Below are 21,911 nucleotides of genomic sequence, written 5' to 3' on the forward strand. Positions count from 1 at the left end.
GTCACGGCCCCGTGGTGGACACGTCCGGCGGCGGCGTCAGCGATTGACGCTTCGCATCCCTGCCTCGTCGTACCGCTGGCCCGCCGCCTCGGGCAGCTCGGCGTCGATGCGGGCCAGGTCGTCCTCGCTCAGCGCGATGGCGGTCGCGGCGGCGTTCTGTTCCAGGTAACTGCGGCGCTTGGTGCCCGGGATCGGCACCAGGTCCTCGCCCTGCGCCAGCACCCAGGCGATGGCCAGCTGGGCCGGAGTCACCTCCTTCTCGGCGGCGATCTCCTTGACCTTCTCCGCCAGCCGCAGGTTCGCCTTCAGGTTGGCGTCCTGGAAGCGCGGGTTCTCGCGACGCCAGTCGTTCGCGTCCAGCTCGTCCAGCGAGGCGAACCGCCCGGCGAGGAAACCGCGGCCGAGCGGCGAGTACGGGACGAACCCGATGCCCAGCTCACGGCAGGCGGGCAGCACCTCGGCCTCCACGTCCCGCGACCACAGCGAGTACTCGCTCTGCACCGCCGTGACGGGGTGCACGGCGTGGGCGCGCCGAATGGTCTCCGCGCTCGCCTCACTCAGGCCGATGTGGCGCACCTTGCCCTCGGCGACCAGCTCGGCCAGCGCGCCGACCGTCTCCTCGATGGGGACGTTCGGGTCGACCCGGTGCTGGTAGTAGAGGTCGATGTGGTCGGTGCCCAGTCGCTCCAGGGAACCGTGCACCGAACTGCGGACGTGCTCGGCCGAACCGTCCTGCGGGCCGACCGTGCTGATGTCGCCGGGTACCGCGTCGTCCATCCGGTAGTTGAATTTCGTCGCGATCACGTACTCGTCGCGATGTCCCCGGACCGCCTCGCCGACGAGGGACTCGTTGGTGAGCGGCCCGTACATCTGCGCGGTGTCGAGGAAGTTCACCCCGAGTTCCAGGCCGCGCCGGATGGTCGCGATCCCCTCGTCCTGATCGGTGGACCCGTAGAAGGCGGACATGCCCATGCACCCCAGGCCGACGGCCGATACCTGGAGGTCCCGCAGACTGCGCTTCCGCATGCCGTTTCCCAGCCTTTCCCTGCATACTCGTTCATCGTTCGGACGCCACGCGGCCCACGCCCTCATCCATATAGCGACGGATTCCACCGCTCGGCATCCTGTGAGAGGTCTGTGCCGCATGGGTTTCGTGAGCCGCGGTGTCCGCGACGCTATGCCCTGGAGCGCACTCCAACGCAAGTCCTCGTTCCGGGGATCCCGTCCGGGCCCGGCGCCGCCCCCGCACGATGCGAAACCGCTCTCCGCCCTCCCGGAACCCTTGCTCAACCTATCGAATCTCGATAGGTTTCCATCGCAACTCGATGGAAGGACGGGACGTGGGAAAACTGACCGTGCGTGCGCTGCGCGCCGTGCTCGTGGTGGTGCTCGCCGGCACCGTGTTCGTCCAGGCGTCCATGGTGTGGGCACTGGCCACCGACCCGGAGGACGGATCCCTCCCGCTGACCCCGCTGCGCGTGCTCACGATCGCGGGCATGGTGTCGGTCCAGGTCGCCCTGGTGTGCGTATGGCGGCTGGTGACGATGGTGCGCCGCGGAACCGTGTTCTCCCACTCCGCCTTCCGGTACGTGGACGGAGTGATCGGCGCGATCGTGGCGGCCGCCCTCGTGTGGTTCGCGGTGACGGCCGTGAATGCGCCCGGCCAGCGGGACGACCCCGGCGTCACCGTCATCATGGGCGGGGTCGGCGTGGCCATCCTGGGGATCGCGCTCATCGTGCTCGTGCTGCGGATGCTGCTCGTCCAGGCCGTCGCGCGCGATGTCGAAGCGGTTCGGATGCAGGCCGAGTTGGACGAGGTGATCTGATGCCGATCGCCGTCGACATCGACGTGATGCTGGCCAAGCGGAAGATGTCCGTGGGCGAACTGGCGGACCGCATAGGGATCACGCCCGCCAACCTCGCGGTACTCAAGAACGGCCGCGCACGGGCGGTGCGCTTCGCGACGCTCGCCGCGCTCTGCGAGGCGCTCGAGTGCCAGCCGGGCGACCTGCTGCGCTGGGAGACCGAGGACGCCACCGCAGACGATTGACGCAGCGACTGACGCAGCGACTGACCGCGGACGGATGACGTGTCCGGGGCCCCGGCGCGGGACGTTCACGGGGCGGCAGGCCGCGACGCCGGGCCCGGCACACACCCCTCCCGCCCCTCCGGTTGCGTCCCAACTCAGCCAACTGCCCTGCCAGTTGTGACCGAAAATGCCAGTAACTCCGGCACAACCATCCGTACGCCACGCCCGTCACATAAGGCAGGAGTAATGAACTCCTAAGCACACAAGGGGGAAATATGCGCTTCACTCACTCCATGCTGGGCGCCGCGGCGCTGGCGGCTCTGTCGCTGGGCGCCACGACCGCTCTGGCGGCACCCGCGTCCGCCGCACCCAACACCACACCCCAGAAGGTCTGCGGAACCGGCTACAAGACCGTGAACTCCGCGGCCGTCGGCTCGCTGGGCACCGTCTACCTGGCCTACAACGCCTCCAACGGCAACAACTGCGTCGTCACCATCCGCAACAACCCCGGCACCGCCGTGGACATGTCCGCCTGGATCTACGTCCCGGACACCAACGAGGGTGACAGCGACTACGGGCGCTACACCTCGTACGCCGGGCCGTCCTACGTCATCGGCAAGGGCTACTGCGTCGACTGGGGCGGCGGCATCGACAACACCTACGTACAGGTGACCGGCTCCAACTGCGCCTCGCTCACCGAGCACCGGACCACCCACACCCGCTGACCCGTCCGACGCCACCCGGGCAGACCGCCGGCCCCCGCCTCACGACCGCCGACCGCACGGTCGAACGAGGTGGGGGCCGTCGGCCGAATTGCCCCGGCGGGCGTCGGGCCCGCCGGCCGCCGGAACGGGCGGCAGCGACTTCCGGCGTGCACCGGCAGATGACGTCGTCGCCCTGTCGCACCGCCCCGGCCGTATCGACGTGTGAGAGAAGGCGGCAGGTCGCCCGTGGCCGATCTGCCCGGTAGAAAGGTTCATATGCAAGGTGCCTTCGCCACGACGGTCCGCCGGCTCCGGTTACGTGCGGGGCTGACCCAGGAAGCCCTGTCCGAGCGTTCCGGCGTCTCCGTCAGCACGATCCGCGGCATGGAAACCGGCAAACGGCGCAACCCACAGCTCGCGTCGGTACGCCAACTGGCCTCCGCACTCGACCTACGGCCGGCCGAGCTGGACGAACTGCTGACCGCGGCGGCGGGCGCGGCCGAACGCACGACGATCCCGGTCCCGCGCCAACTACCCGCCCCACCAGCCCCGTTCGTGGGCCGCCATGACGAACTGGACCGGCTGGACGCCGCACTGCGGTCCGCTTCGGGTGCGGCGGCCCCCGTGGTCATCACCGCGGTCGCCGGGTCCGGCGGCGTCGGCAAGTCATGGCTGGCGTTGCACTGGGCGCACCGCAACGCCGACCGATTCCCCGACGGGCAACTCTTCGTCGACCTCAGGGGCTTCAGCCCCGACGGCGACCCCATGGACCCGGCCGTGGCGGTCCGCGGCTTCCTCGACGCGCTGGGCGTCGACCCCGGCCGCATCCCCGTCGCCCCACACGCCCAGGCGGCGTTGTTCCGCAGCCTGGTGGCGGACAAACGGATGCTGCTGGTGCTCGACAACGCCGCGGACACCGCCCAGGTCACTTCACTGCTGCCGGGCGGACACACCTGCACCGTGGCGGTCACCAGCCGCAACCGGCTGTCGGGCCTGATCACCGGCCACGGCGCCCGCCACCTGCCCGTCGGCACGCTCACCGACACCGAGGCCGATGAGCTTCTCGTCGCCCGACTCGGCAGCGCCCGCGTCGAAACCGAGCCCTCGGCGGTCGCGGAGCTCGTCGGTCTGTGCGGCGGGTTCCCGCTGGCGCTGAGCATCGTCGCCGGCCGCGCCCACACCCATCCCCACCTCTCCCTGGCCGACCTGGCCGACGAACTCCGCGACGGCACACTCGACGTACTGGACGACGCCGACCCCGCCGCGAGCCTGCCCGCCGTGCTCTCGTTGTCCCATCGGGCACTGACCGCCGAGGAAGCCGAGGTGTTCGCCCTGCTCGCGATCGCCCCGGGACCCGACATCGGCCTGCCCGCCGCCATCAGCCTCACCGGCCTCGGCAGGAGCCGGACCAGGGCCGTGCTGCGCCGACTGGAGCAGGCGTCCCTGGTCGACCAGGACGCCGCCGGCCGCTACCGGATGCACGACCTCATCCGCCGTTACGCCGCCACCGCCCACCATCTTGCCGACACCACACGCGAGACGGCGCTGCGGCGGGTGCTCGACTTCTACACCCACACCGCGTACGCCGCCGACCGTCTCCTGGATTCCCACCGCGACCCCATCGAGCTCGCCCCGCCGCTGCCCGCGTGCCGTCCACAGCCGCTGCCCGACATCCCGGCCGCGATGGAGTGGTTCGACACCGAGCACAGGAACCTGCTCGCGGCCCAGCGCACCGCCGTCGCCCACGCCTTCCACCACACCTCCTGGCAGCTGGCCTGGGCGCTGTACGACTTCCACTACCGGCGAGGTCACCGCCACGATCAGCTCGGCGTGTGGCAGATCGCAGTCGACTCCGCGGGCCGGCTGCCCGACTCCGGCGCCCAGATCCTCACCTACCGGCTTCTGGGCCGTGCCCACGTCGTGCTCGGGCACCATCAGGAGGCGATCGCCGCCATGAACCGGGCACTCGCCCTCAGCGAGCAGCAGAACGACCGCGCCCTCCAGGCCCAGGCGCACTACACACTCGCGTCGATCTGGCCCGACGGCCGGCGCGCTCTCGAGCACGCCAGACGCTCACTCGACCTGTATCGCGGACTCGACCAGCCGATCGGCGAGGCCAACGCGCTCAACGCCGTGGGCTGGTACGCCGCACGCCTGGGAGAACACGACACCGCCCGCGAGCACTGCCGGTCCGCCCTCGCCCTCTACCAGCAGCACCAGGACGTGAACGGCCAGGCGCAGACCCTGGACAGCCTCGGCTACATCGACCACCACAGCGGACGGCACCACGACGCCGTCCGGCACTACCTCCAGGCCATGAGCCTCTACCGTGACCTCGACAACACCTACGAGACCGCCGACACACTCGACCGGCTCGGTCACACCCATGCCGCACTGGGCCATCGTGACCGGGCTCTCGACGTATGGCGGCAAGCACGGAATCTGTACCGGCGACAAGGACGCGATCAGGAAGCCAAGCAGGTGGACCGACAGCTCGACGCACTGAGCCGAGGCGGCCACCCGGACGGCGCCCGCTGACGTCACGCTCCGGACACGCCCGGCCCCAGCGGCCCCCGCGCCCCCTCGACGGAAACTCGGATGCGGGTGCCGCACGGCCACCCTAGGCTGCGCTCGCGGGGTGCGAGACGCCGTATCGAACGTCAGTGGATCGGAGACGCACGCTTTCATGACCGGCCAGCTGTTCGCAATCTGCTTCAACGCCACCCGACCGTCGGAACTGGCGCGGTTCTGGTCCGGGGTCCTCGGCTGGGAACCGGCGGGCGGTCCGGACGGCGACATCGCGATCCTGCCCCCCGATCCCGCCGGATTCCGTATCCGTTTCCTGCCCGGCCAGGAGCCGAAGACCGGCCAGAACCGGGCGCACTTCGACCTGACGAGCATCGACCCGCAGGATCAACGGCGGACCGTGGCCAGGGCCCTGGAACTCGGCGCGAACCACATCGACGTGGGCCAACTCCCGGAAGAGGGGCACGTGGTGCTCGCCGATCCGGACGGCAACGAGTTCTGCGTCATCGAGGCGGGCAACAGGTTCCTCGCCGACACCGGCTTCATCGGGGCGCTGGCCTGTGACGGTACGCAGGAGGTCGGCTACTTCTGGAGCGAGGCGCTGCGGTGGCCGCTGGTCTGGGACCAGGACCAGGAGACCGCGATCCAGTCGCCGAGCGGCGGTACGAAGATCACGTGGGGTGGCCCGCCGGTGGCTCCGAAGACGGGGGCGAACAGGCTGTACCTGGAGCTCGCGCTCCCCGCCGACGCCGATGGGGAGGCGGAGACGGACCGCCTGATCTCGCTCGGCGCGACGCGAACCGACACCCGTGAGGGCGACGGCGGCCGGCTGCTCATGCTCGACCCGGACGGCAACGAGTTCGCCCTGCGAAGGCTTCGTTAGCGGGGGCTCCGGGGCTCACGGCGACCGGCCGACCCGGCCGACCGGTCACAGGTGAACGGTCGGTGACCTGTCAGCCCGTCCGGCACGTCAGCACGATGGTTCCCGTGACAGCACGTTGTGCGGTGCACAGTACGCCGCTGTCCAACGCCACGTTCCAGGCGTCCCCCCTGCTGAATGGACCCGCCATGCCCCATTCCGAGAACACCCGCCCCCGTCCGCGCCCGACAGCGCGACGCCAGGCCGGCATCGCCACCGCGGGCCGCCGCCCTTTCCCTGCTCGGCGCGTTCGCCGCACCGGCCCAGGCGGCCGACGCCGTCGAGCACTACGGCAATGCCGCCACCGGATCCTGCCTCGACGACAGCTTCGCCTACGGCCTGCGCGGCTTCGGCTGCAACAGCCAGGACTTCCAGAACTGGCGCGTTCACGTGTGGAACGACGGCACCCGCCAGTTCCGCAACATCGCCACCGGTCGCTGCCTGTACGACGACGGAGTCACCCTCGACACCCGGTCCTGCAACTCCTCGACCCAGCAGAGCTGGTGGGTGTGGCAGCGCGGCGGGGGCGCGATCTCCCTCGAGAACCAGGCGACCGGCGAATGCCTGGACGACAGCCAGTTCGGCCTGCGCACCATCGGATGCCAGGCAGGCAACCCGCACCAGAACTGGCGGTGACCACCGCCGGCCGAATTCGCGGCGCATCAAGCGCCTCCGGTCCGGCCGGGGGCGCCACCACCGAAGACCGGCCTCCTGGGGGCCGGGGCGAAGACGGCTGCATCCCACGACATCCGAGGTGATTCACCATGCGTATCCGTAGCGCCGCCGCCGTGACGGCCGCGGCGATGATGCTGGCAGGTGGAGGCGTGCTCATCGGCTCCGGTGCGGCTCACGCCGCCCCCGCGGCCTGCCACACCGTCGTCCGCTACGTCCCGACAACCGTTCTCCAAACCCAGCAGGTCTTCGAGAACGGACACTGGGTCACCAAGATCGTCAGAGTGACGGTCATCAGCCCGGTCACCACCGTCGTGTGTGACTAGGGAACGTCTTCGGACGTATCTCGCCCGGCGTGGGCGCGACGTGAGAGAGACCGCCGCTTCGCGGGAGGCGGCGGTCTTGTCGTACCGGGTCGGAGCAGTCGGTCTGTGCCGTCAGAGGCGAGGACGGTGACGCGAGTGCCGCCTCAGGACCCGTCTGAGGCGTCGGGAGCGTCGTCGGCACCGGCCGCTTCGTCCCGCGCCATCCCGAGAAAGCGCCGAATGGCTTCGACCGGCATGTCCAGTCCTTCGGACGCGGCGTGCTCGTCGCCGAACACCTGCACCGCCTCGGTGACGGCCACGGCCAGTTCGATCTCAGCCTTGCGGACCTTGGCCTCGGCCTTGTCCACGGTGTCCACCACCGCGAGCTGGCGGCGCTGCTTCTCCTGCAGCCTCTGCTTGCGGGAAAGGGTCCTGCCGGAGTTCTGCACAGACATGATCAAGATCCTAATCGGTGGACCGGGCTTCCCTGAACTCGGCTACTCACGCGCGTCGTCAGGGAAGTTGGTGCACCGCGGGCGGTGGAGAACCGGCGCTTGCCGTCCACCGTCCCGGCTCTGGATAGTGTGCCGATGACATCGGCGCGATCGACGCGACCGGGAGTGGTCGACCGGCTCCTGCGCTATCCGGTGAAGTCGATGCTCGGGGAGGAGATCCCCGCGGCCGACGTCACCGAACGGGGTCTCGCCCACGACCGCAGGCGGGCCCTGGTCGACAAGGAGACCGGCAGGGTCGCCAGCGCCAAGCAACCCCGCCTGTGGCATCGTCTGCTCACCATGACCGCGACGGCCGGGACTTCCGCGGTACGCATCACCACGTGGGCCGGCGAGGAACTGCGCTCGACGGACCCGGGGGTCGACGATGCGCAGTCGGAGATCGTCGGCCGCCCGGTCGTGATCACCGACACCCCGCCGCACGAGGCGACCCTGGACCGTGCCGACCCCGAGGACGTACTGCGCCGCGACGGCGTGGGGCAGCCGGTCGGCGCGCACACCGGTCGCATCGCCGTCGCGTCCCCCAGGGAACCTTCTTCGACTTCGCGCCCGTCCACCTGATGACGACGTCGACGATCGCCCGGATCGCGGAACTCGCCCCCCACGGCGACGCCCAGGCGGAGCGCTACCGCCCCGACCTCGTGATTCGTACGCCTCACGCGCCGGGCTTCACCGAGGACGACTGGCTCGACCGAACCCTGCGCATCGGCCCCGACCTCGCCCTGCGTGTCATCGCGCGCACACCGCGCTGCGCCATCCCCACGCTGGCCCACGGCTCCCTGCCGACGGACACGACCGCTCTGCGCGTCCTGGCCGAGCACCACCGGGTCACCCCCATGGCGTCGATGGGGGCACTGCCCTGCGCCGGCGTGTACGCCCAGGTACTGCGCCCCGGCCGGATCGTGCTTGGGGACGCCGTCCACTGGTCCTGATCGGGGCGCCGGCACTACACGATCAGCACCGCGTCAGGATCCCCACCCTGCCGCGGTCCCCTTGCCCGACCGGCTCGCCACCGCCTTCGCCTCGGTCCGTCCGCCCCGGGCCGGGCAGCCGCCGACCGAAACGGACGCCGCGCGTGGACGCACGCCCGGCGGCTGACCGGTCAGGCTGCGCGGCAGAGCGTCGCCGGGTCGGTCGGGGCCGTGCCGCGGGTCGTTGCCGGGTGGACGGGACGGGCCGCGCCGGCGGCGTCGGCGACCCGCGAGCCGCCGCTCGCGGGGGCCGCCGCCTCCGAGCGGTTGCGGGCGAAGACCACGAGGCGGAGCACCGCGAACCGCGCGACGCCGGCAAGACCCGTGGCGGACAGGTACACGACCTGTTCGAGCACCGCACCGGGCGTCGCCACCAGCTGCCGCAGAACGAACATCGCCACACAGGTCACGGCGTACGCGGCCGCCGCGGACCCGGCCGACTGCGCGTGCTGGCGCCTGGTGGCGTGTCCGCCCGCGCCGAAGGTGAAACGGGCGTGCAGCTCGGTGGCGAGGAGCGTGGAGACCGCGGTGGTCAGGGCGTTGGCCAGGACCCAGGGCGTCCAGGAGGCGAGCGCCGCCACTGCGAAGCTCGAGGCGACCCCCACTCCCCCGCCGCAGAGCACGAAGCGGGCGAAAGAGGCGAAGGCGCCGGACGCCGTCCGCCGCCCGCTCTGCGCCGTTTCCACGACCCGCCGCCCCTTTGTCCCATCACCGTTGCGTAACGCGCTCTTCCCGGCCCTCAAAGCCTCTGCCCCCTCGTTCCTCATACCGGAAACGCTACGTTGCATTCATTATTTCGGCAACTGATTTACCGCATGAGAGCAGAGTATGCGCAGGTGAACGTGATGAAAATGTTGCAATGATGCCGCGCTAACGCAACCCTGTCCATCCATCGTTGCAACGAGTGAAGGTGAACGCTACACCCGGGAGTCCAGCAGCGGTCGGCAGGCGGGCCCGTCGCCGGTCCCACCCAAGCCGAACCCACTCGCGTTTCGCCTGAGGCGCGCTCGCGCGGAGCGGAAGACCACGGGCCGACCTCCGTCGCAGAAGAGGGACGACGCGCGCCGGCAACCCGAGGAGTGTCGGCCGATCACCCTGCTCACAGGGGGTTTCCCGAGCGTTTCCCGTTGCCCGTGCGGCCGGGCAACGTCTCAGCGTCGACAGGACGGTCGCACCGCCGACAGGCTGCTGTCGGGCACCCCTCAACGGCACCGACCAGCCGTCATGGTTGCGTCACCCACGCCGACAAGCACGCGGCCGGCCGACCGGCCGCGCGACGACCGACCACGGCCGGAGAAAACGGGGAACGACATGAGAAGACAGAGACAACGCGACCGCCACCGCCACGGGACACCGCACGACCGCTTCCGACCGCTGCGGCTGCTGCTCGCCGCCGCCGTCGCCGCGGCCTGCCTGGCTCTGCCGACCGCGGCACCGGCGACCGCCGCGCCTTCCGCACCGGCCGCACCGGCCGCCGACACCTGTGCGCCGCTGAAGGCGGGAGCGAGCATCGCCGCCGAAGACGCCGTCAAAGTCGCCTGCCGCTACGTCGGTTGGATGTACGCCTGGGGCGGCGGCCACGCCGGGGGCCTGCCCGGTCCCAGCCAGGGCATGCTGGACGAGACCGACCTTGATTCCATCAACGATCCGACGTACTGGAGCTTCGACTGCATCGGCCTCGTGCGCTGGGCCTGGTACAAGGCCACCCGTCAGGACATCATCAGCGAGCGCACCACGCAGTCCACCTGGCAGAACCCGGGCTACGCACACACCAGGTTCACCAAGGCGCAGGGCGAGGCCCCGCTGCTGCCCGGTGACATCATGTACTTCGGCGAGGACCTCTCGCACGTCGCCCTCTACCTCGGTAACGGCAAGAGGCTCGAATCGCCCGAGTCGGGCCAGGTCGTCAGGGTCTCCGACATCCCCTGGGCCGGCTACCGGGGTTCGCTGCGGCCCGAGGTCTCGGGCGTCTTCCCGGTGTGGGAGTACGACGGTCTCGGCAAGCAGGTGAAGACATGGGGCCAGCCGAACCTGCGCAACGACTCCACCACCGGCAGCGACATCAACTGGACCATCGACAACGGCATCTCCGTCGCCGTGCGGGCGCTGTGCCAGCGCGTCGGGGAACGGGCCACCGTGGACGGCATGGTCAACAACGTCTGGACCTATCTGCCGGACTACCGCAGCTGGATCAGCAACCTCTTCATCCAGGGCCCGGCGATCACACCTGGTGTGCCGTCGTGCGGGGAGTACTCGAGAATCGGCGGCACGTTGGACGGCGCTTCCTCCAACACCTCCTGCGGTGACGGCACCCCACCCGAATCCGCCGGTGCGTGGACGGCCAAGTCCGCCACCGTGTTCGGCCGCACGGTCGAGCTGCGCTACAACGGCACGACCGCGTGCGCCTGGGGCCGTATCACCGGCGGCACGATCGGCGACGAGATCTGGGTCGACCGCAGTAACGACGGCGGGGACCACTGGGAGCCGATGCTCGGCTACACGACCGTCACCTCGGGCGGCGACGCGTACACCACCCAGTGGAACGACAACGGCGTCGTGATGCGCGCCTGCGGGACCAACGGCAAGGGCGGCTCCATCGTCTGCACGGGCTGGTACTGAACTCCGTCGCCTCGTGACGGGACGACCCACCACCGCTTCGACGGCATCGCGGGCGTGATCTACGGCGTGCCCGACCACCGACGATCACGCCCGTCCATGCACCGGGAAAAAGGAGAACCATGTTCGGCAAACACGTCAAGGCAGCCATGATGTCCGTCGGCCTGGCCACGGTCCTGGCCGGAACGCTGGCCGCCCCCTCCGCGCACGCGGCTCCGTCGGCGGCGGCCGCCGAGTGCGGCGTCCGGGCCCATGACGGCCGGCTGTGGTGCGGGAACCGCGGTGACGCACCGACCCGGCTCGACCCGTTCCACGAGAGCCCCTTCAACGGCTTGCTGAAGTCGACGTTCAGCTACTTCACCTGCTGGTCGACGGGCGGGCTGCACGGCGGCGGGAACACGACCTGGTACCGCACGGTGCCCGACTGGATCAGCGAGGGCAGGGAGGGTTACGTGCCGGCCGACTGGGTGTTCACGCCCAGTTGGTTCGACGCCGACCCGAGCAGGTACGGCCTGCGGCACTGCTGAGAGCACACCTGCCGACCCCGCACCACCGACCGGTGGATCTCACGGTCCACCTGATCGGGGTCGACGGCGGCGCCCTTGTCGTGCAACACGACCGTGGCGCCGCCGTCCGGGCCGTCCAGGGCGGGAAAGCCGTAGATGTCGGTGCCTGTGCGGTCCTCCACGACCGGGCCGGAACGGCGGGCCCTGCCGGGACAGCAGGTCCTGCCGGGACAGCAGGTCCTGCCGGGACAGCAGGTCCTGCCGGGGGGGCAGGCCAGGGTGGCCGAGCGGTCAGAGGGAGCGGGAGGCGGCCGGACGCCAGATGCGCAGATCGAGCTGTGCCGCTTCCTTCTCGAATCCCCGCTCCAGGAATCCGCCCTGCATGAACAGTCCGATGGCCGGGGCGGGATCACCTGCCGAGGGCCACAGAGCCGACCAGCGCGTGTGGATCTTGAAGCCGCGGCTCTCTTCGCGCCAGCTCTGCCACTCCCTCGGGAAGTGCGGGCTGTCGGGATCACCGCAGTGTCCGGGCTCGCCCAGGATCTCGCGGGCCGCTGCCGTACAGTCCGCCCAGAGCGCGTCGGCGGGCTCGAGCACGTTGCGGTGGAAGGACGAGGAAGGCCGGGAGGTGATCCTCCAGAGTTTGGACTCCAGCCAGTTCACCCGTGCGGGATACCGCAGCAGCGGGGGCAGCCAGACGGAGTGGCCGTCCTCGGTGACGACGCAGACGCGGCCCGAGTCGTCGACGTCGGCCACGGTCCAGCGGAGTCGCCGGGCCCACTGCTCCAGCTCTCCCATCGAGGCGAACGCCCGGTTCCACGGATGGGCGCCGAAGATGGCGTCCCAGTCCCATGCGGAGACCGCCTTCAGTTGTGAGGCCACGTCCTGCCAGGTCGTGTCGGGTTTGTCCGTCGGCTCCGGATCACCGAAAATCCGCGGCGCCCCTGGCGCCTCTCCCCAGGAACTGACGGCACGGACCTTCGTCTCCACCTCGGCATCGGATTCGTCCAGCACGATGAGCGCCGGGTCGTGCAGTTTGAGATCGACGGAGTGCCCGCCGTAGATGTCCGCGTAGATCCGCAGGACGATCACCGCGTCCTCGGGCCCCCGGGGATTCCACACCGCGAGCCGGTACGGGTTGTACTCGCGCCGCTGCTCGAGCGCGCCGGCCCTGTCGCCGAAGCTGACCGGGAAGTCGGCGCTGTCCCAGGCACCCGACCACGTCGGTGCGCCGAGGACGCCCTGCGCCGAGGCCAGGTATTCCTCCCACGCGGCGGCTGCTTCGACTGCTTCCCTTTCGTGCGCTCCCTCGTGGTCGTCGGCTGTGCTGCCGACCCACAACCGGTGCGAGGCGTAGGCGTACTCCATCGAATGGGAGGTCGTGGTCGACAGATGATGCCGCTTGCCCGTGCGCGTCTGCACCGTTATCGGGCCCCAGTCGTTGCTTCGCCACTGGAAGTCGACGACCTGCCAGTCGAACCGGGCGAGCCACGCGGGGTCGGGCTCGTGGCCTCTGCCCGCGCCCGGCCAGACCTCTCGCCAGTCGACCTCCGTCAGTACCGCCAACTCCGTCGCCAGCTCCTGCGGCGTCGTACGGACCGTGCAACCGGGTGCCGGCTCGTCGTCCCCACCTGACATGTCGTTCAACTCCCTCGACGTGCAGGTCCCGTTCAGCGCCCGGTCCCCGCACGCGCAACCTTCCCGCGTTATCGTCCTATCGACGATAATCATAGATCATGAGGACTCCCCCGATGGCGGCGGGCAGGGGCAGGGGGTATGGCGGCGACGGCTACCCGGAGATCGTGTCCGCGGTGCCACGGGGTAAGCGGGTGGGAAAGCGAGGAAGGGAAGACCATGACGACCTACGTCATCACCGTGCCCGGCACCTTCACCACCACCGTCGGGGACGCCGCACGGACACGACTGGGCCGCGCCCTGCGCCCCGCCGATCCGCACCACACGCGGATGGGAGAGGCCCAGGACCTCGACCCTCTCACCGTCAACGAGGACGACACGTTCACCATCCGGCTCGCTGTCGAGGCGGACAGCGCCACGCACGCCGAGGAGGACGCCCGCCGGCTCGCGGACGCGGCCCTGCACGACGCGGGCCTCGACGACACGAGTGCACCGCTGGGACCGGCGGTCGTCACGGGCATCGACTCCGGGGTGTAGCCGGTCGGAGGGGACGACGCGGGGCGGGGCGGCGCGACCGGGAACGAACGGGCGCTTTTACGGTACGGAAGTCCCGAGGACGGACGGCACAGACGGCGGGGACCGCACGGAACCCGCGGACCGCGCCCGTCCTTTCAGGGGCTGCCGGCCCGGCCGCCCGGCACCGCCCTCCCGGTCAGCGGCCCCCGTGCCGGTGCGACAGGCGCTCGAACACCGCCCCCGCCATGGCCTCCTCACCCTTGGCGTTGGGATGTGCGGGCGCGGCGGGCGAGGCCGGCTGCAGGGGTTCGATCCACCGCTGGGCGGCGGGCTTGCACATGTCGTGGCCGACGGTCGGACCGTAGGTGTCGACGTACTCCGCGCCGCTCCAGCGCGCCACCAGACGCAGCATCAGGTTGAGGCGCTTGCCGGTGTCCCGCAGGTAGGGGAAGTCGCGCGTCGCGAACGGCACCGACGGTGCGCAGCCGCTGCCGTCGTCGGGCAGCAGGTCCGGGTAGCCGACGACGAGGACGCGCGCGTGCGGCGCCCTGTCGTGCACGGCCCGCAGCACCCGGGCGACCTTCGGACCGGTCCTGGCGATCGCCACGGTGAGCTCGTCCACGCCGGAGGCGCTGTAGTGGCGCTGGCACGGGTTGCCGGTGGGGTCCTGCGGGGCCAACTGGGCGCAGGTCCCGATGATGGAGCCGAAGCCGATGTCGTTGCCGCCGATCTGGACGGAGACGATGTCGCTGTTGCGGCCCACCGCGTCGAGCTGAGGGCTCTTGACTCCCTGCGGCTTCCACATGTGCTCGGTCGTGGCCCCGCCACAGCTGACGTCCTTCAGGACGGCCGCTCGCAGCCGACCCGCCACGACGGAGGGGTAGTTGTGATCGGAGCGGGCGCAGTAGGCGTCCACCTGCCGGGGAACGAGGGGGGCGGAGGTGTAGGAGTCTCCGAGCGCGACGTACCTCGTCGGTGCTCCCCCGCCGTGCGCCGCGACGGGTGCCGCGGAGGCGGCCACCAGGGCGCAACTGCCCAGCGCCGCAAGCAAGGTGACGCCCTTTCTGCCCCGGCGGGCCGTTCTCCCCGTACGCACGTCGTGCCGCATCGAGCCTCCCCCTGGTCACCCACGTCCACCGGCGACGCCGTCCGCACGGCCGTCGTTCCGTTCGACCAGGCTTGTATACCGCCGAGTAGGCCGTGGAGGCCAGAACCAGGAGCGAACCTTCGCCGATGAGCCGTCGGTCGGCGGACAGGCAGGGTCGTCACTCGCGATCGCGCAGGAAGCCGGGGATCTCGTCTCGGGTCGGGTGGTCGGGCAGCGGTGCGGGCCCGCCCTCGAGGAACGCGGTGATGACGGCGGCGGCCCGGTCGTTGTTGTCGTCCAGGCCGTTCCACATGCGGTGTCCGACTCCGCGCATGAACTGGGTGCGCCGGATGGCGGGATCGTCGCGAAGGACGGCGGTGGCCCACTGGCGGATCTGGGAGGAGCATTCGGCGATCATCAGCATCGCGGGGACCCGGGAGCGCCTCAGTTCCGGGGCGACGGACGGTGAGTCCTTGATCGTTTCTTGGACGCGGAGGCTCGCGGCGGGGCTGAAGGAGAAGTTCTGCGGGGTGTCCTCCTGCGGGATGCGCCGCGCGTCGCGTGCGCAGTAGGCGGATGCGGTGTCGCCGCCGAGATCGGCCGCGGTGAACGCGTTGTCGCCTTCGGCCTGTCCGATCAGTCCCGTCCCGGGGGTGAGCAGTCCGAGTCGCATGAGGCCGAAGGCGACGGCGTACCGCGGGATGCGCGTCGACCGCGGTCCGGGCACGGCCGGTGCGAGGCCACGCGCGGACGGCCGGCCCTTGTGCCCGCTGACGCGCGCGGTGGGACCGTCCATCGGCCCGGGCTCGGCGATGACCGCCCGGTTCAGGCGTGCGGCGACGCCGGGGTCGGCCAGCGCTCGCGTAAGGACGACCGCGCCCGAGGAGAATCCGAGGATGTCGGCCTTGCCCTTTCCCAGTCGGTCGACGAAAGCGGCGAGGTCGCGGACCGACCTGGAAATCGTGTACTGGTCCATGGGCAGGAGGTCGCTTCGTCCGCCGCCGGCCTGTTCGTAGGCGTAGACGTCGTACCCCTGTCGCGCCAGGAGTTGCAGGAATCGGTGGTCGAGAACCGAGATGCCGCGAACGGGGCCGCCGTGGAGGTACACGAGCGGAACGGTGCGTCGGGTGCCGGTGTTCGCGGGCGGGTGGTGATACACCGCGACCCTGCTGCCGGTGCTCAGGCTCCAGTACTGTGCGGCGACGAACGGCAGGGCGGGTGGGTACTGCCGGGACGTGGGCACGGTGGGGATGCAGACCGAGGCCGTCAACGCCGCCGCGACGGCCAACGGCAGGAACGCCGCGAGGCGTGCGGTCCGGGCGCGACGCCGCCCCCGCCACAGGGCCCCGGCCGCCCCGATCCCCAGGGTCGTCAACCATGCGGCGAGTCCTGAGCCTGCCCCGTCGGTCAGGACGAGTGCGCCGAGGAAGACGACGACCAGTGCCGCGACGGCTGCCGCGGCCAGGAGTAAGCGCCGGGCGAAGCGGGCAGAGCGCCGGCCGAAGCGAGCGGAGCGCTGGGTGAACGAAGACAAGGCGGTACCCCCAAGTTTCATAACGGCGTTTCAAAACAACGTTACCAAAAGAGGTAGACTCCTCGTCATGGGTAGGCCGAGAACGAACGACACGACCGTCAAAGAGCGGCTGGTGGAGTGCACGACCGAGCTGCTGGCGACTCGCCCCCAGGAGTCGGTCACCGTCCGCGCCGTGGCCGCGGCCGCGGGGACGTCGACGGCGGCGGTCTACTCCCTGTTCGGCGACAAGGAAGGTCTGATCGCGGCGGTGCGCGACAGAGCCGTCGCCGGCCTGTTCCAGGCCGTGACGGCGGTGCCGGCCTCCCAGAACGCCCTCACCGACATCTACGCACTGGCCGCCGCGTACAGACGCTGGGGCCGGGAACACAGTTACCTGTACGCGACGCTGTTCGGCGGCGTGCAGTCTTTCGAGCCGTCCGGGACGGTCGGCACGGGCGACCCTGTCCGGCCGCTCATCGCGGCCATCGATCGCGCCGTGGCCGCGTCCGTCCTCGAGGGTGAAGCGACGTCGATCGCCGTCTCCCTCTGGGTGACCCTCCACGGAGTGGTGACACTCGAACTCGCCGGGGCCCTCGTCGGCCCCACCGCGGACGTCACGTTCCGGTCGACGATCCACGCCGCGCTGCGCGGCTGGTCGACTCCCGCGGTCTTCGTCAGCCTTCGGAACGGCGACCTCGCCCCTTGACCGCCGGCCTGCCGCCGGCCTGCGGCGCTCCGGGCGGGCGGCATCCCGGTCAGGTCCGCGGACAGGGGCGGCACTTCGGGATGGCGGCGCTCCTGCCGCCCCGTCCCTGAGGTGAACAGCTCGAAACTGTCACCCGTTTTCCGTGGGCCGCGTCCCGCTCATGGCCAGGTGCCCGGTCGTCGAGGCCCCGGTCACGGACACGCCGCGGCCGGGGTCTCGATGTCAGCTTCCGCGGAAGCCGCCGACCGCTACTGGTTCCGGTACCGGAACACGATCCGGCCGCGTGTCAGGTCGTAGGGCGGGAGTTCCACCAGGACCCGGTCCTCCAGCAGGATCTTGATGTAGTTCTTGCGGATCTTCCCGCTGATGTGCGCGAGGACCTGGTGGCCGTTGTCCAGCTCCACGGTGAACATGGCGCTGCGAAGGCACTCGACGATCCGGCCCTCGACCTCGATGACGTTCTTGTTCCTGGTCATCGCACCAACTCCAGGTTGCTGCTCATCGGTTGCCCGCCGACGCCCTCGAACAACGCCTGGGCTGCCTGGTTGGACTCGTGGACCTCGGTCCAGGCCGCGGCGAAGCCGGATCGGTGCTGCGTCCCCAGCGCGTGGGCCAGCAGCGCCCGCGCGATGCCGCGGCGCCGCTCGCCGGCCCGGACCGCGATCAGCCCGATGCGTGGCCGGATCGCCGTCACCACCCGGATCAGACCCAGGTAGCGGTCCCGCGCCGCGGCCACCGCGTACTTCGACGGGTCGCCGACGGTGTCGCCCTCGGGGCGGGTGACGACCTCCGCGGGCATCGACTGCCACCCGACGGTCGCCTCGACTTCGTCACGGATCGCCCGGTCCACCTCCCGCAGCAGACGCTCGTCCGCCTGCCCGGCGGGCACGATCGTCACGCCCGGAGGCGGCAGGACCGCCTCGAGCCCTGTGACCCGCGGATCGGTCGGCACGACGTACTCCCACTCGCGGCGGCGGATCGTGAACCCGGCGCGCCGCCAGCCGGCCGTCAGCTCGCTGTCGGCCTCGTCGACCACCGTGTACAGCGGCGCCGGCAGCTTCGCCACCATCGCCTCGGCGAGCCGGTCGAAGACGGCGCCGTGCCAGGCGTCGATGCTGACGAACAGGCGTCCGTCGGGCCTGTGCCCCGCATGCCCGCGGCCGACCACCAGGTCGTCATCCAGGGCATGCCATTGCCGTTCCGCGACGCGTGTGATCATCACCGCGTTCTCGCCCGGGGCAGATGTGAAAGGCTTTGTGTTCATCGGAGTCTCCCTCCAGGAGTGCCTCGATCTCAGGCGCTCCTGGCGACACCGAACGTCAGCCGCCGGACCGTGACGGGTTGAGGGAGCACCCATGGGTAACTGTGTTCACGGGTCTCACCTCCATACGACGATTGCACGGTCCACCGCGAAAGTAGCAGCGGACTCCGCCTCGCTCAAACCCTTTTCCGACCCATCGCGGCTCCCCTCACGGATGGGGTCGCGCCGAGTCTTGGGACACGTTTTACGCGACACGTGCAACTGGGGGCGGTGCCACGTCTGTCTCACCCTGCGTCGGGCCTGTCAGGGCCGAGGACCGAGAGAGCGGGGCACGTCGTGGGACGGCGCAAGGGCGGCATAGGGATCGCACTGGTCACGGGTGTGATGCTGGTGGGCGCGAGCGCCTGCGGCGGGGGCGGCGACAAGGCGAGCGGAGGCGACGCGAAGGCGCCGGGAGGCGCGAGCGCCAGTTCCTCGCCCTCGCCGAAGAAGCCCGCGGGCCCGCCGATGCTGCTGGAGACGATCACCCCGCAGACGGGAACCACGGTCGGCGTCGCCATGCCCATCTCGGTCGTCTTCACGAATCCGGTGGCGGCCAAGGCACGGGCCACGGTCGAGAAGCACATGAAGGTCAGCACCTCGCAACCGGTGGTCGGCGCCTGGCACTGGTTCGGCGACAAGCGCGCCGACTGGCGCCCGAAGACGTACTGGCCCTCCGGTACGACAGTGGAGATCGACGCCGACATGAACGGCGTCGGCAACGGCAACGGGCGCTTCGGCGTGCGCAGTTACACGCACACCTTCAAGATCGGTGACGACGTGCGCGCGGACGTCTCGGTGACCGGCCACACCATGAAGGTGACCCGCAACGGCAGCACGCTGCGCAACCTGTCGATCAACGCGGGCAGCGCCCAGTACCCGACGTGGAACGGCACGATGGCCGTCATCGACAAGCAGGAGAAGGTCCACATGACCTCCTGCAGCGTCGGTATCAGCTGCGACAAGGGGAGCTCCGACTACTACGACCTGACGCTGCCCTGGGACGTCCATCTGACCCAGTCCGGCACCTACGTGCACTACTCGACCGGCGACCCGAATCCGGGCGGTGGGAGCGCCCGTGGCTCGCACGGCTGCGTCCACCTGTCCCTCTCGGACGCCAAGTGGTTCTACGACCAGGTCAAGCAGGGTGATCCGGTCACCATCACCGGATCCCCGCGCGCCAAGGCGTCGGCCGACAACGGTTACGCCGACTTCAATCTGGGATGGGACCAGTGGCTCGCCGGCAGCGCCTCCGGAGAGGGGACGACCGTGGTGCGTGCTGCCGCGACCGCCCCTGCCGCCTCCTCCGCGCCGAGCGCCAACGGCGCCTGACCGCCGAGTCGTCCGCGGCGAGGCAGCACGGGACGGGGCCGGGCGCACACCTTGTCTTATCGTCGCTACGACGATAACCTTGGGATCATGAACGCGACGCCTTCACGTCCCACCGGCGGGACCGCTGGGCCGACCGACGAGGAACTGGCCCGGCGGGTGGCGGAATTGGCCACGAGCTGGGTCTCCGCCGACACTCCCCTGTCGCAGGACCGGAGATGGGATCTGGTCGGTCTGCAGAACGCCGGATCCGCGCAGGGCGAGATGCACGCCTTCGACCGCCTCGGCGCCTGGCAGCGGCAACTGGTCCACGTACTGGTGTCCGCTGACGACTCCGAGGAGGGGCGGGCCCGCGTCCGCGCCGCGAGGAGCGAGGCGGTCTCACAGATGCGCGACATGCTCCTCACCGGCATCCGCTCGGCGGAATCGCTCGACAACGCCTTGAGCACCTCCACCCGTCGGCGCGCACAGCTGCGCTCCTTCATCGGCCGGCACGACCGGACCACTCGAGCGGCGGAACGGGCGGCGATCCCGACCCCCACCGCCGCACCGCGCTGCGCCGCACCGACGAAGGAGCCGTCATGAGCTACCCCTGGTTCGTCGAGGGGACCGTCGAACTGTGCCCGCCCGTCCCGTTCGCACGCCTGCGGGAACTGCTCGACCAGGGCGCGCCCCGGGGAGGATTCCAGGTCGCGCCACACGGGTTGGACGAGTCCGAGCTCACCGAACTGGTCGACCGGGCCCGCTGGGTGCTCGTTCCCGACGCGGACGCCGGTGCGGGCACGGACGACGGGCAGGATCGTCCGCAGGCTGTCAAGTACCTTCGTGTGAAGGACCCGGGAATCGATTCGCTCGCCGCCGACGAGCGGATCCGGGGCCTGTCGGCGTGCATGGGCACAGCGCACGAATTCCGCGGGCGCCTTCGCTACTGGGGTGACCCGGGGGGCGAGGACGGCGAGATCGTGCTCGCCGGGGACGGCCGGGCACCGTACTGGCGCCAGATCGGCGGCCGGTACTGGTGACGACGACCTGAGCGTCGGCAGGGAAAGGCACCCTACGAGTCGGTCCAGCGGATCGGGTGGCCCGACGCGTCCGTGGTGAGCCAGGACCCGTCTCCGAGGGGCCGCATGTCGTACGGATTGTCCGTGCGCGCGTCGAACTCGGTCCGCACCTGACCGGAGCGCGCGTCCACGCGGTAGTGGCGGAACCACTCCTCCTCGTCCTCGGTTTCGCCGCCGAGGGTGACGATGAGGGTGTCCGGGCTGAGGTAGCCGCCGCTCCACTCCACGTAGACCTCGCCGGGGTCGTGTCCGAAGGCGTCGACGGACAGGGCGAACCTCACCTCGCCCTCGGGGTAGGCGTGGACGGCGACGTCGGCCTGCTCGTGGTGGACGGTCATGAAGTGGTGTCCGTCGGGCGACAGGGCGATGAGGCACCGGTCGTCCCACGGATAGCCGATGAGTTCCATCCCGTCTCCGGCCAGCGACGCGCGGTACATGACGGAGCCGTCCTGCCCTTCGCCCACGTCGAGGAGGACCTCCTCGCCCGCCGGGTGCAGCCACTGCTGCCCGCCGTGCCCGACGGTCCGCAGGTCAGCCTGTGCGAGGACCGATCCGGTCCCGGCGTCCAGGGCGACCCACTGGTCGGCGCGGTCGCGTCCGGCCATGGCGTCGGGCCGGTAGACCCACACCACGAGTCCGTCCGACGACAGCACACAGCTGGGCCGGTGCCCGAACCGCCGGCCCGACCGCGGCTCGAACCCCGACCGCCAGACCTCGGCCCCGTCCGCCGTGGTGCAGACGACCCCGTCCAGGGTCGTGTAGTAGACGTGCGCGAGGCCGGCGGCGACGGCGTGGTCGACGACGTCCTCGTCGGCGGACGGCCGGCAGACCAGGACCGGCGACAGCACGCCCCGGCCGCCGGCCGCCAGGTCGTAGGCGCAGATGCGTCCGTCGACGAGCCGGGTGATCATCTGCGGGTGGTGAAGGAGTTGATCCACGCCCCGCAGGTTAGCCCGGGACGTTCCTCGGTTCCGGCAGAAGGCCGACGGACTTCGGGCGGCCGC

At 70.6% G+C, this 21,911-nt stretch carries 25 protein-coding genes; 16 read left to right on the forward strand and 9 right to left on the reverse strand.

All coding sequences use genetic code 11. From position 1 onward, the window contains the following. Positions 1-36: 36 nt before the first annotated feature. Complete coding sequence (locus tag QF032_RS01835) at positions 37-1,026, reverse strand: aldo/keto reductase (RefSeq protein ID WP_307039383.1); 990 nt, start codon at positions 1,024-1,026, stop codon at positions 37-39. Between the two features lie 314 nt (positions 1,027-1,340). Between QF032_RS01835 and QF032_RS01840 the strand changes: the two genes are divergently transcribed. The 7 genes from QF032_RS01840 (at position 1,341) to QF032_RS01870 (ending at position 7,176) form a co-directional block, all read left to right on the forward strand. After that, positions 1,341-1,826: a DUF2975 domain-containing protein gene (locus QF032_RS01840; RefSeq protein ID WP_307039385.1), complete on the forward strand. Its 486-nt coding sequence runs from the start codon at positions 1,341-1,343 to the stop codon at positions 1,824-1,826. Further along, positions 1,826-2,050 carry a helix-turn-helix domain-containing protein gene (locus QF032_RS01845; RefSeq protein ID WP_307039387.1) on the forward strand — a complete coding sequence of 75 codons (225 nt, stop codon included), beginning with the start codon at positions 1,826-1,828 and terminating at the stop codon, positions 2,048-2,050. Before QF032_RS01840 ends, QF032_RS01845 begins: the two co-directional genes overlap by 1 nt. A 254-nt stretch (positions 2,051-2,304) precedes the next feature. Next, positions 2,305-2,754, forward strand: coding sequence for a spore-associated protein (locus tag QF032_RS01850; protein WP_307039389.1), 450 nt, complete (start codon positions 2,305-2,307; stop codon positions 2,752-2,754). Between the two features lie 255 nt (positions 2,755-3,009). Then, positions 3,010-5,271, forward strand: coding sequence for an ATP-binding protein (locus QF032_RS01855; RefSeq protein WP_307054582.1), 2,262 nt, complete (start codon positions 3,010-3,012; stop codon positions 5,269-5,271). 148 nt (positions 5,272-5,419) lie between these two features. Beyond that, the gene (locus QF032_RS01860) at positions 5,420-6,142 is read left to right on the forward strand and encodes a VOC family protein (RefSeq protein ID WP_307039393.1); all 723 of its coding nucleotides are present in this window, start codon (positions 5,420-5,422) and stop codon (positions 6,140-6,142) included. Positions 6,143-6,316: 174 nt separating this feature from the next. Next, positions 6,317-6,814, forward strand: coding sequence for an RICIN domain-containing protein (locus QF032_RS01865; RefSeq protein WP_307054584.1), 498 nt, complete (start codon positions 6,317-6,319; stop codon positions 6,812-6,814). Between the two features lie 128 nt (positions 6,815-6,942). Further along, on the forward strand, positions 6,943-7,176 hold the full coding sequence (locus QF032_RS01870) for a hypothetical protein (RefSeq protein ID WP_307054585.1): 234 nt from the start codon (positions 6,943-6,945) through the stop codon (positions 7,174-7,176). 143 nt (positions 7,177-7,319) lie between these two features. Here QF032_RS01870 and QF032_RS01875 read toward each other — a convergent pair whose 3' ends face one another. After that, positions 7,320-7,610 (reverse strand): hypothetical protein, encoded by a 291-nt coding sequence (locus QF032_RS01875; RefSeq protein WP_307054587.1) that lies wholly within the window; start codon positions 7,608-7,610, stop codon positions 7,320-7,322. A 135-nt stretch (positions 7,611-7,745) separates the two neighbouring features. Here QF032_RS01875 and QF032_RS01880 point away from each other — a divergent pair, with 135 nt between their 5' ends. Together QF032_RS01880 and QF032_RS01885 are read left to right on the forward strand one after the other, a co-directional pair. Next, a complete protein-coding gene (locus QF032_RS01880) occupies positions 7,746-8,228 on the forward strand; it encodes an MOSC N-terminal beta barrel domain-containing protein (protein ID WP_307054589.1) in 483 nt (160 codons plus the stop codon). Then, a complete protein-coding gene (locus QF032_RS01885; RefSeq protein ID WP_307054591.1) occupies positions 8,228-8,599 on the forward strand; it encodes an MOSC domain-containing protein in 372 nt (123 codons plus the stop codon). The genes QF032_RS01880 and QF032_RS01885 overlap by 1 nt, the downstream gene beginning before the upstream one ends. Before the next feature lie 170 nt (positions 8,600-8,769). Here the strand turns inward: QF032_RS01885 and QF032_RS01890 are convergent, their stop codons facing one another. Continuing rightward, on the reverse strand, positions 8,770-9,324 hold the full coding sequence (locus QF032_RS01890) for a GtrA family protein (RefSeq protein ID WP_307054593.1): 555 nt from the start codon (positions 9,322-9,324) through the stop codon (positions 8,770-8,772). 625 nt (positions 9,325-9,949) lie between these two features. Between QF032_RS01890 and QF032_RS01895 the strand changes: the two genes are divergently transcribed. Together QF032_RS01895 and QF032_RS01900 are read left to right on the forward strand one after the other, a co-directional pair. Then, entirely contained in the window at positions 9,950-11,257 is a 1,308-nt protein-coding gene (locus QF032_RS01895) for an NlpC/P60 family protein (protein ID WP_306955457.1), read from the forward strand. A 119-nt stretch (positions 11,258-11,376) separates the two neighbouring features. Further along, a complete protein-coding gene (locus QF032_RS01900; RefSeq protein WP_307039405.1) occupies positions 11,377-11,781 on the forward strand; it encodes a hypothetical protein in 405 nt (134 codons plus the stop codon). A gap of 270 nt (positions 11,782-12,051) precedes the next feature. On the opposite strand, the gene QF032_RS01905 is transcribed toward QF032_RS01900, so the two are convergent. Next, positions 12,052-13,398 (reverse strand): hypothetical protein, encoded by a 1,347-nt coding sequence (locus QF032_RS01905; protein WP_307054595.1) that lies wholly within the window; start codon positions 13,396-13,398, stop codon positions 12,052-12,054. Between the two features lie 216 nt (positions 13,399-13,614). Between QF032_RS01905 and QF032_RS01910 the strand changes: the two genes are divergently transcribed. Beyond that, the gene (locus QF032_RS01910; RefSeq protein ID WP_307039409.1) at positions 13,615-13,932 is read left to right on the forward strand and encodes a hypothetical protein; all 318 of its coding nucleotides are present in this window, start codon (positions 13,615-13,617) and stop codon (positions 13,930-13,932) included. A gap of 175 nt (positions 13,933-14,107) precedes the next feature. On the opposite strand, the gene QF032_RS01915 is transcribed toward QF032_RS01910, so the two are convergent. Both QF032_RS01915 and QF032_RS01920 read right to left on the reverse strand, forming a co-directional pair. Continuing rightward, positions 14,108-15,019 carry an SGNH/GDSL hydrolase family protein gene (locus tag QF032_RS01915; protein WP_307039412.1) on the reverse strand — a complete coding sequence of 304 codons (912 nt, stop codon included), beginning with the start codon at positions 15,017-15,019 and terminating at the stop codon, positions 14,108-14,110. A gap of 157 nt (positions 15,020-15,176) precedes the next feature. Then, positions 15,177-16,532 carry an alpha/beta fold hydrolase gene (locus tag QF032_RS01920; protein ID WP_307039414.1) on the reverse strand — a complete coding sequence of 452 codons (1,356 nt, stop codon included), beginning with the start codon at positions 16,530-16,532 and terminating at the stop codon, positions 15,177-15,179. A 67-nt stretch (positions 16,533-16,599) separates the two neighbouring features. Here QF032_RS01920 and QF032_RS01925 point away from each other — a divergent pair, with 67 nt between their 5' ends. Continuing rightward, positions 16,600-17,217 (forward strand): TetR-like C-terminal domain-containing protein, encoded by a 618-nt coding sequence (locus tag QF032_RS01925; RefSeq protein WP_307054598.1) that lies wholly within the window; start codon positions 16,600-16,602, stop codon positions 17,215-17,217. A gap of 248 nt (positions 17,218-17,465) precedes the next feature. Here QF032_RS01925 and infA read toward each other — a convergent pair whose 3' ends face one another. Together infA and QF032_RS01935 are read right to left on the reverse strand one after the other, a co-directional pair. Then, positions 17,466-17,693 (reverse strand): translation initiation factor IF-1, encoded by a 228-nt coding sequence (infA, locus tag QF032_RS01930; RefSeq protein WP_307039418.1) that lies wholly within the window; start codon positions 17,691-17,693, stop codon positions 17,466-17,468. After that, a complete protein-coding gene (locus QF032_RS01935) occupies positions 17,690-18,481 on the reverse strand; it encodes a GNAT family N-acetyltransferase (RefSeq protein ID WP_307039420.1) in 792 nt (263 codons plus the stop codon). The genes infA and QF032_RS01935 overlap by 4 nt, the downstream gene beginning before the upstream one ends. Positions 18,482-18,814: 333 nt before the next feature. Between QF032_RS01935 and QF032_RS01940 the strand changes: the two genes are divergently transcribed. The 3 genes from QF032_RS01940 to QF032_RS01950 all read left to right on the forward strand — a co-directional run bounded on the left by QF032_RS01940 (position 18,815) and on the right by QF032_RS01950 (position 20,868). Further along, the gene (locus QF032_RS01940; RefSeq protein ID WP_307039421.1) at positions 18,815-19,849 is read left to right on the forward strand and encodes a L,D-transpeptidase; all 1,035 of its coding nucleotides are present in this window, start codon (positions 18,815-18,817) and stop codon (positions 19,847-19,849) included. An 87-nt stretch (positions 19,850-19,936) separates the two neighbouring features. Then, complete coding sequence (locus tag QF032_RS01945) at positions 19,937-20,431, forward strand: hypothetical protein (protein ID WP_307039423.1); 495 nt, start codon at positions 19,937-19,939, stop codon at positions 20,429-20,431. Then, positions 20,428-20,868, forward strand: a complete 441-nt coding sequence (locus tag QF032_RS01950; RefSeq protein ID WP_307039425.1) for a hypothetical protein — start codon at positions 20,428-20,430, stop codon at positions 20,866-20,868. The genes QF032_RS01945 and QF032_RS01950 overlap by 4 nt, the downstream gene beginning before the upstream one ends. A 32-nt stretch (positions 20,869-20,900) precedes the next feature. Here the strand turns inward: QF032_RS01950 and QF032_RS01955 are convergent, their stop codons facing one another. Beyond that, on the reverse strand, positions 20,901-21,845 hold the full coding sequence (locus QF032_RS01955; RefSeq protein WP_307054599.1) for a hypothetical protein: 945 nt from the start codon (positions 21,843-21,845) through the stop codon (positions 20,901-20,903). Between the last annotated feature and the right edge of the window lie 66 nt (positions 21,846-21,911).

This window comes from Streptomyces achromogenes (assembly GCF_030816715.1).
Lineage (GTDB): Bacteria > Actinomycetota > Actinomycetes > Streptomycetales > Streptomycetaceae > Streptomyces > Streptomyces achromogenes_A.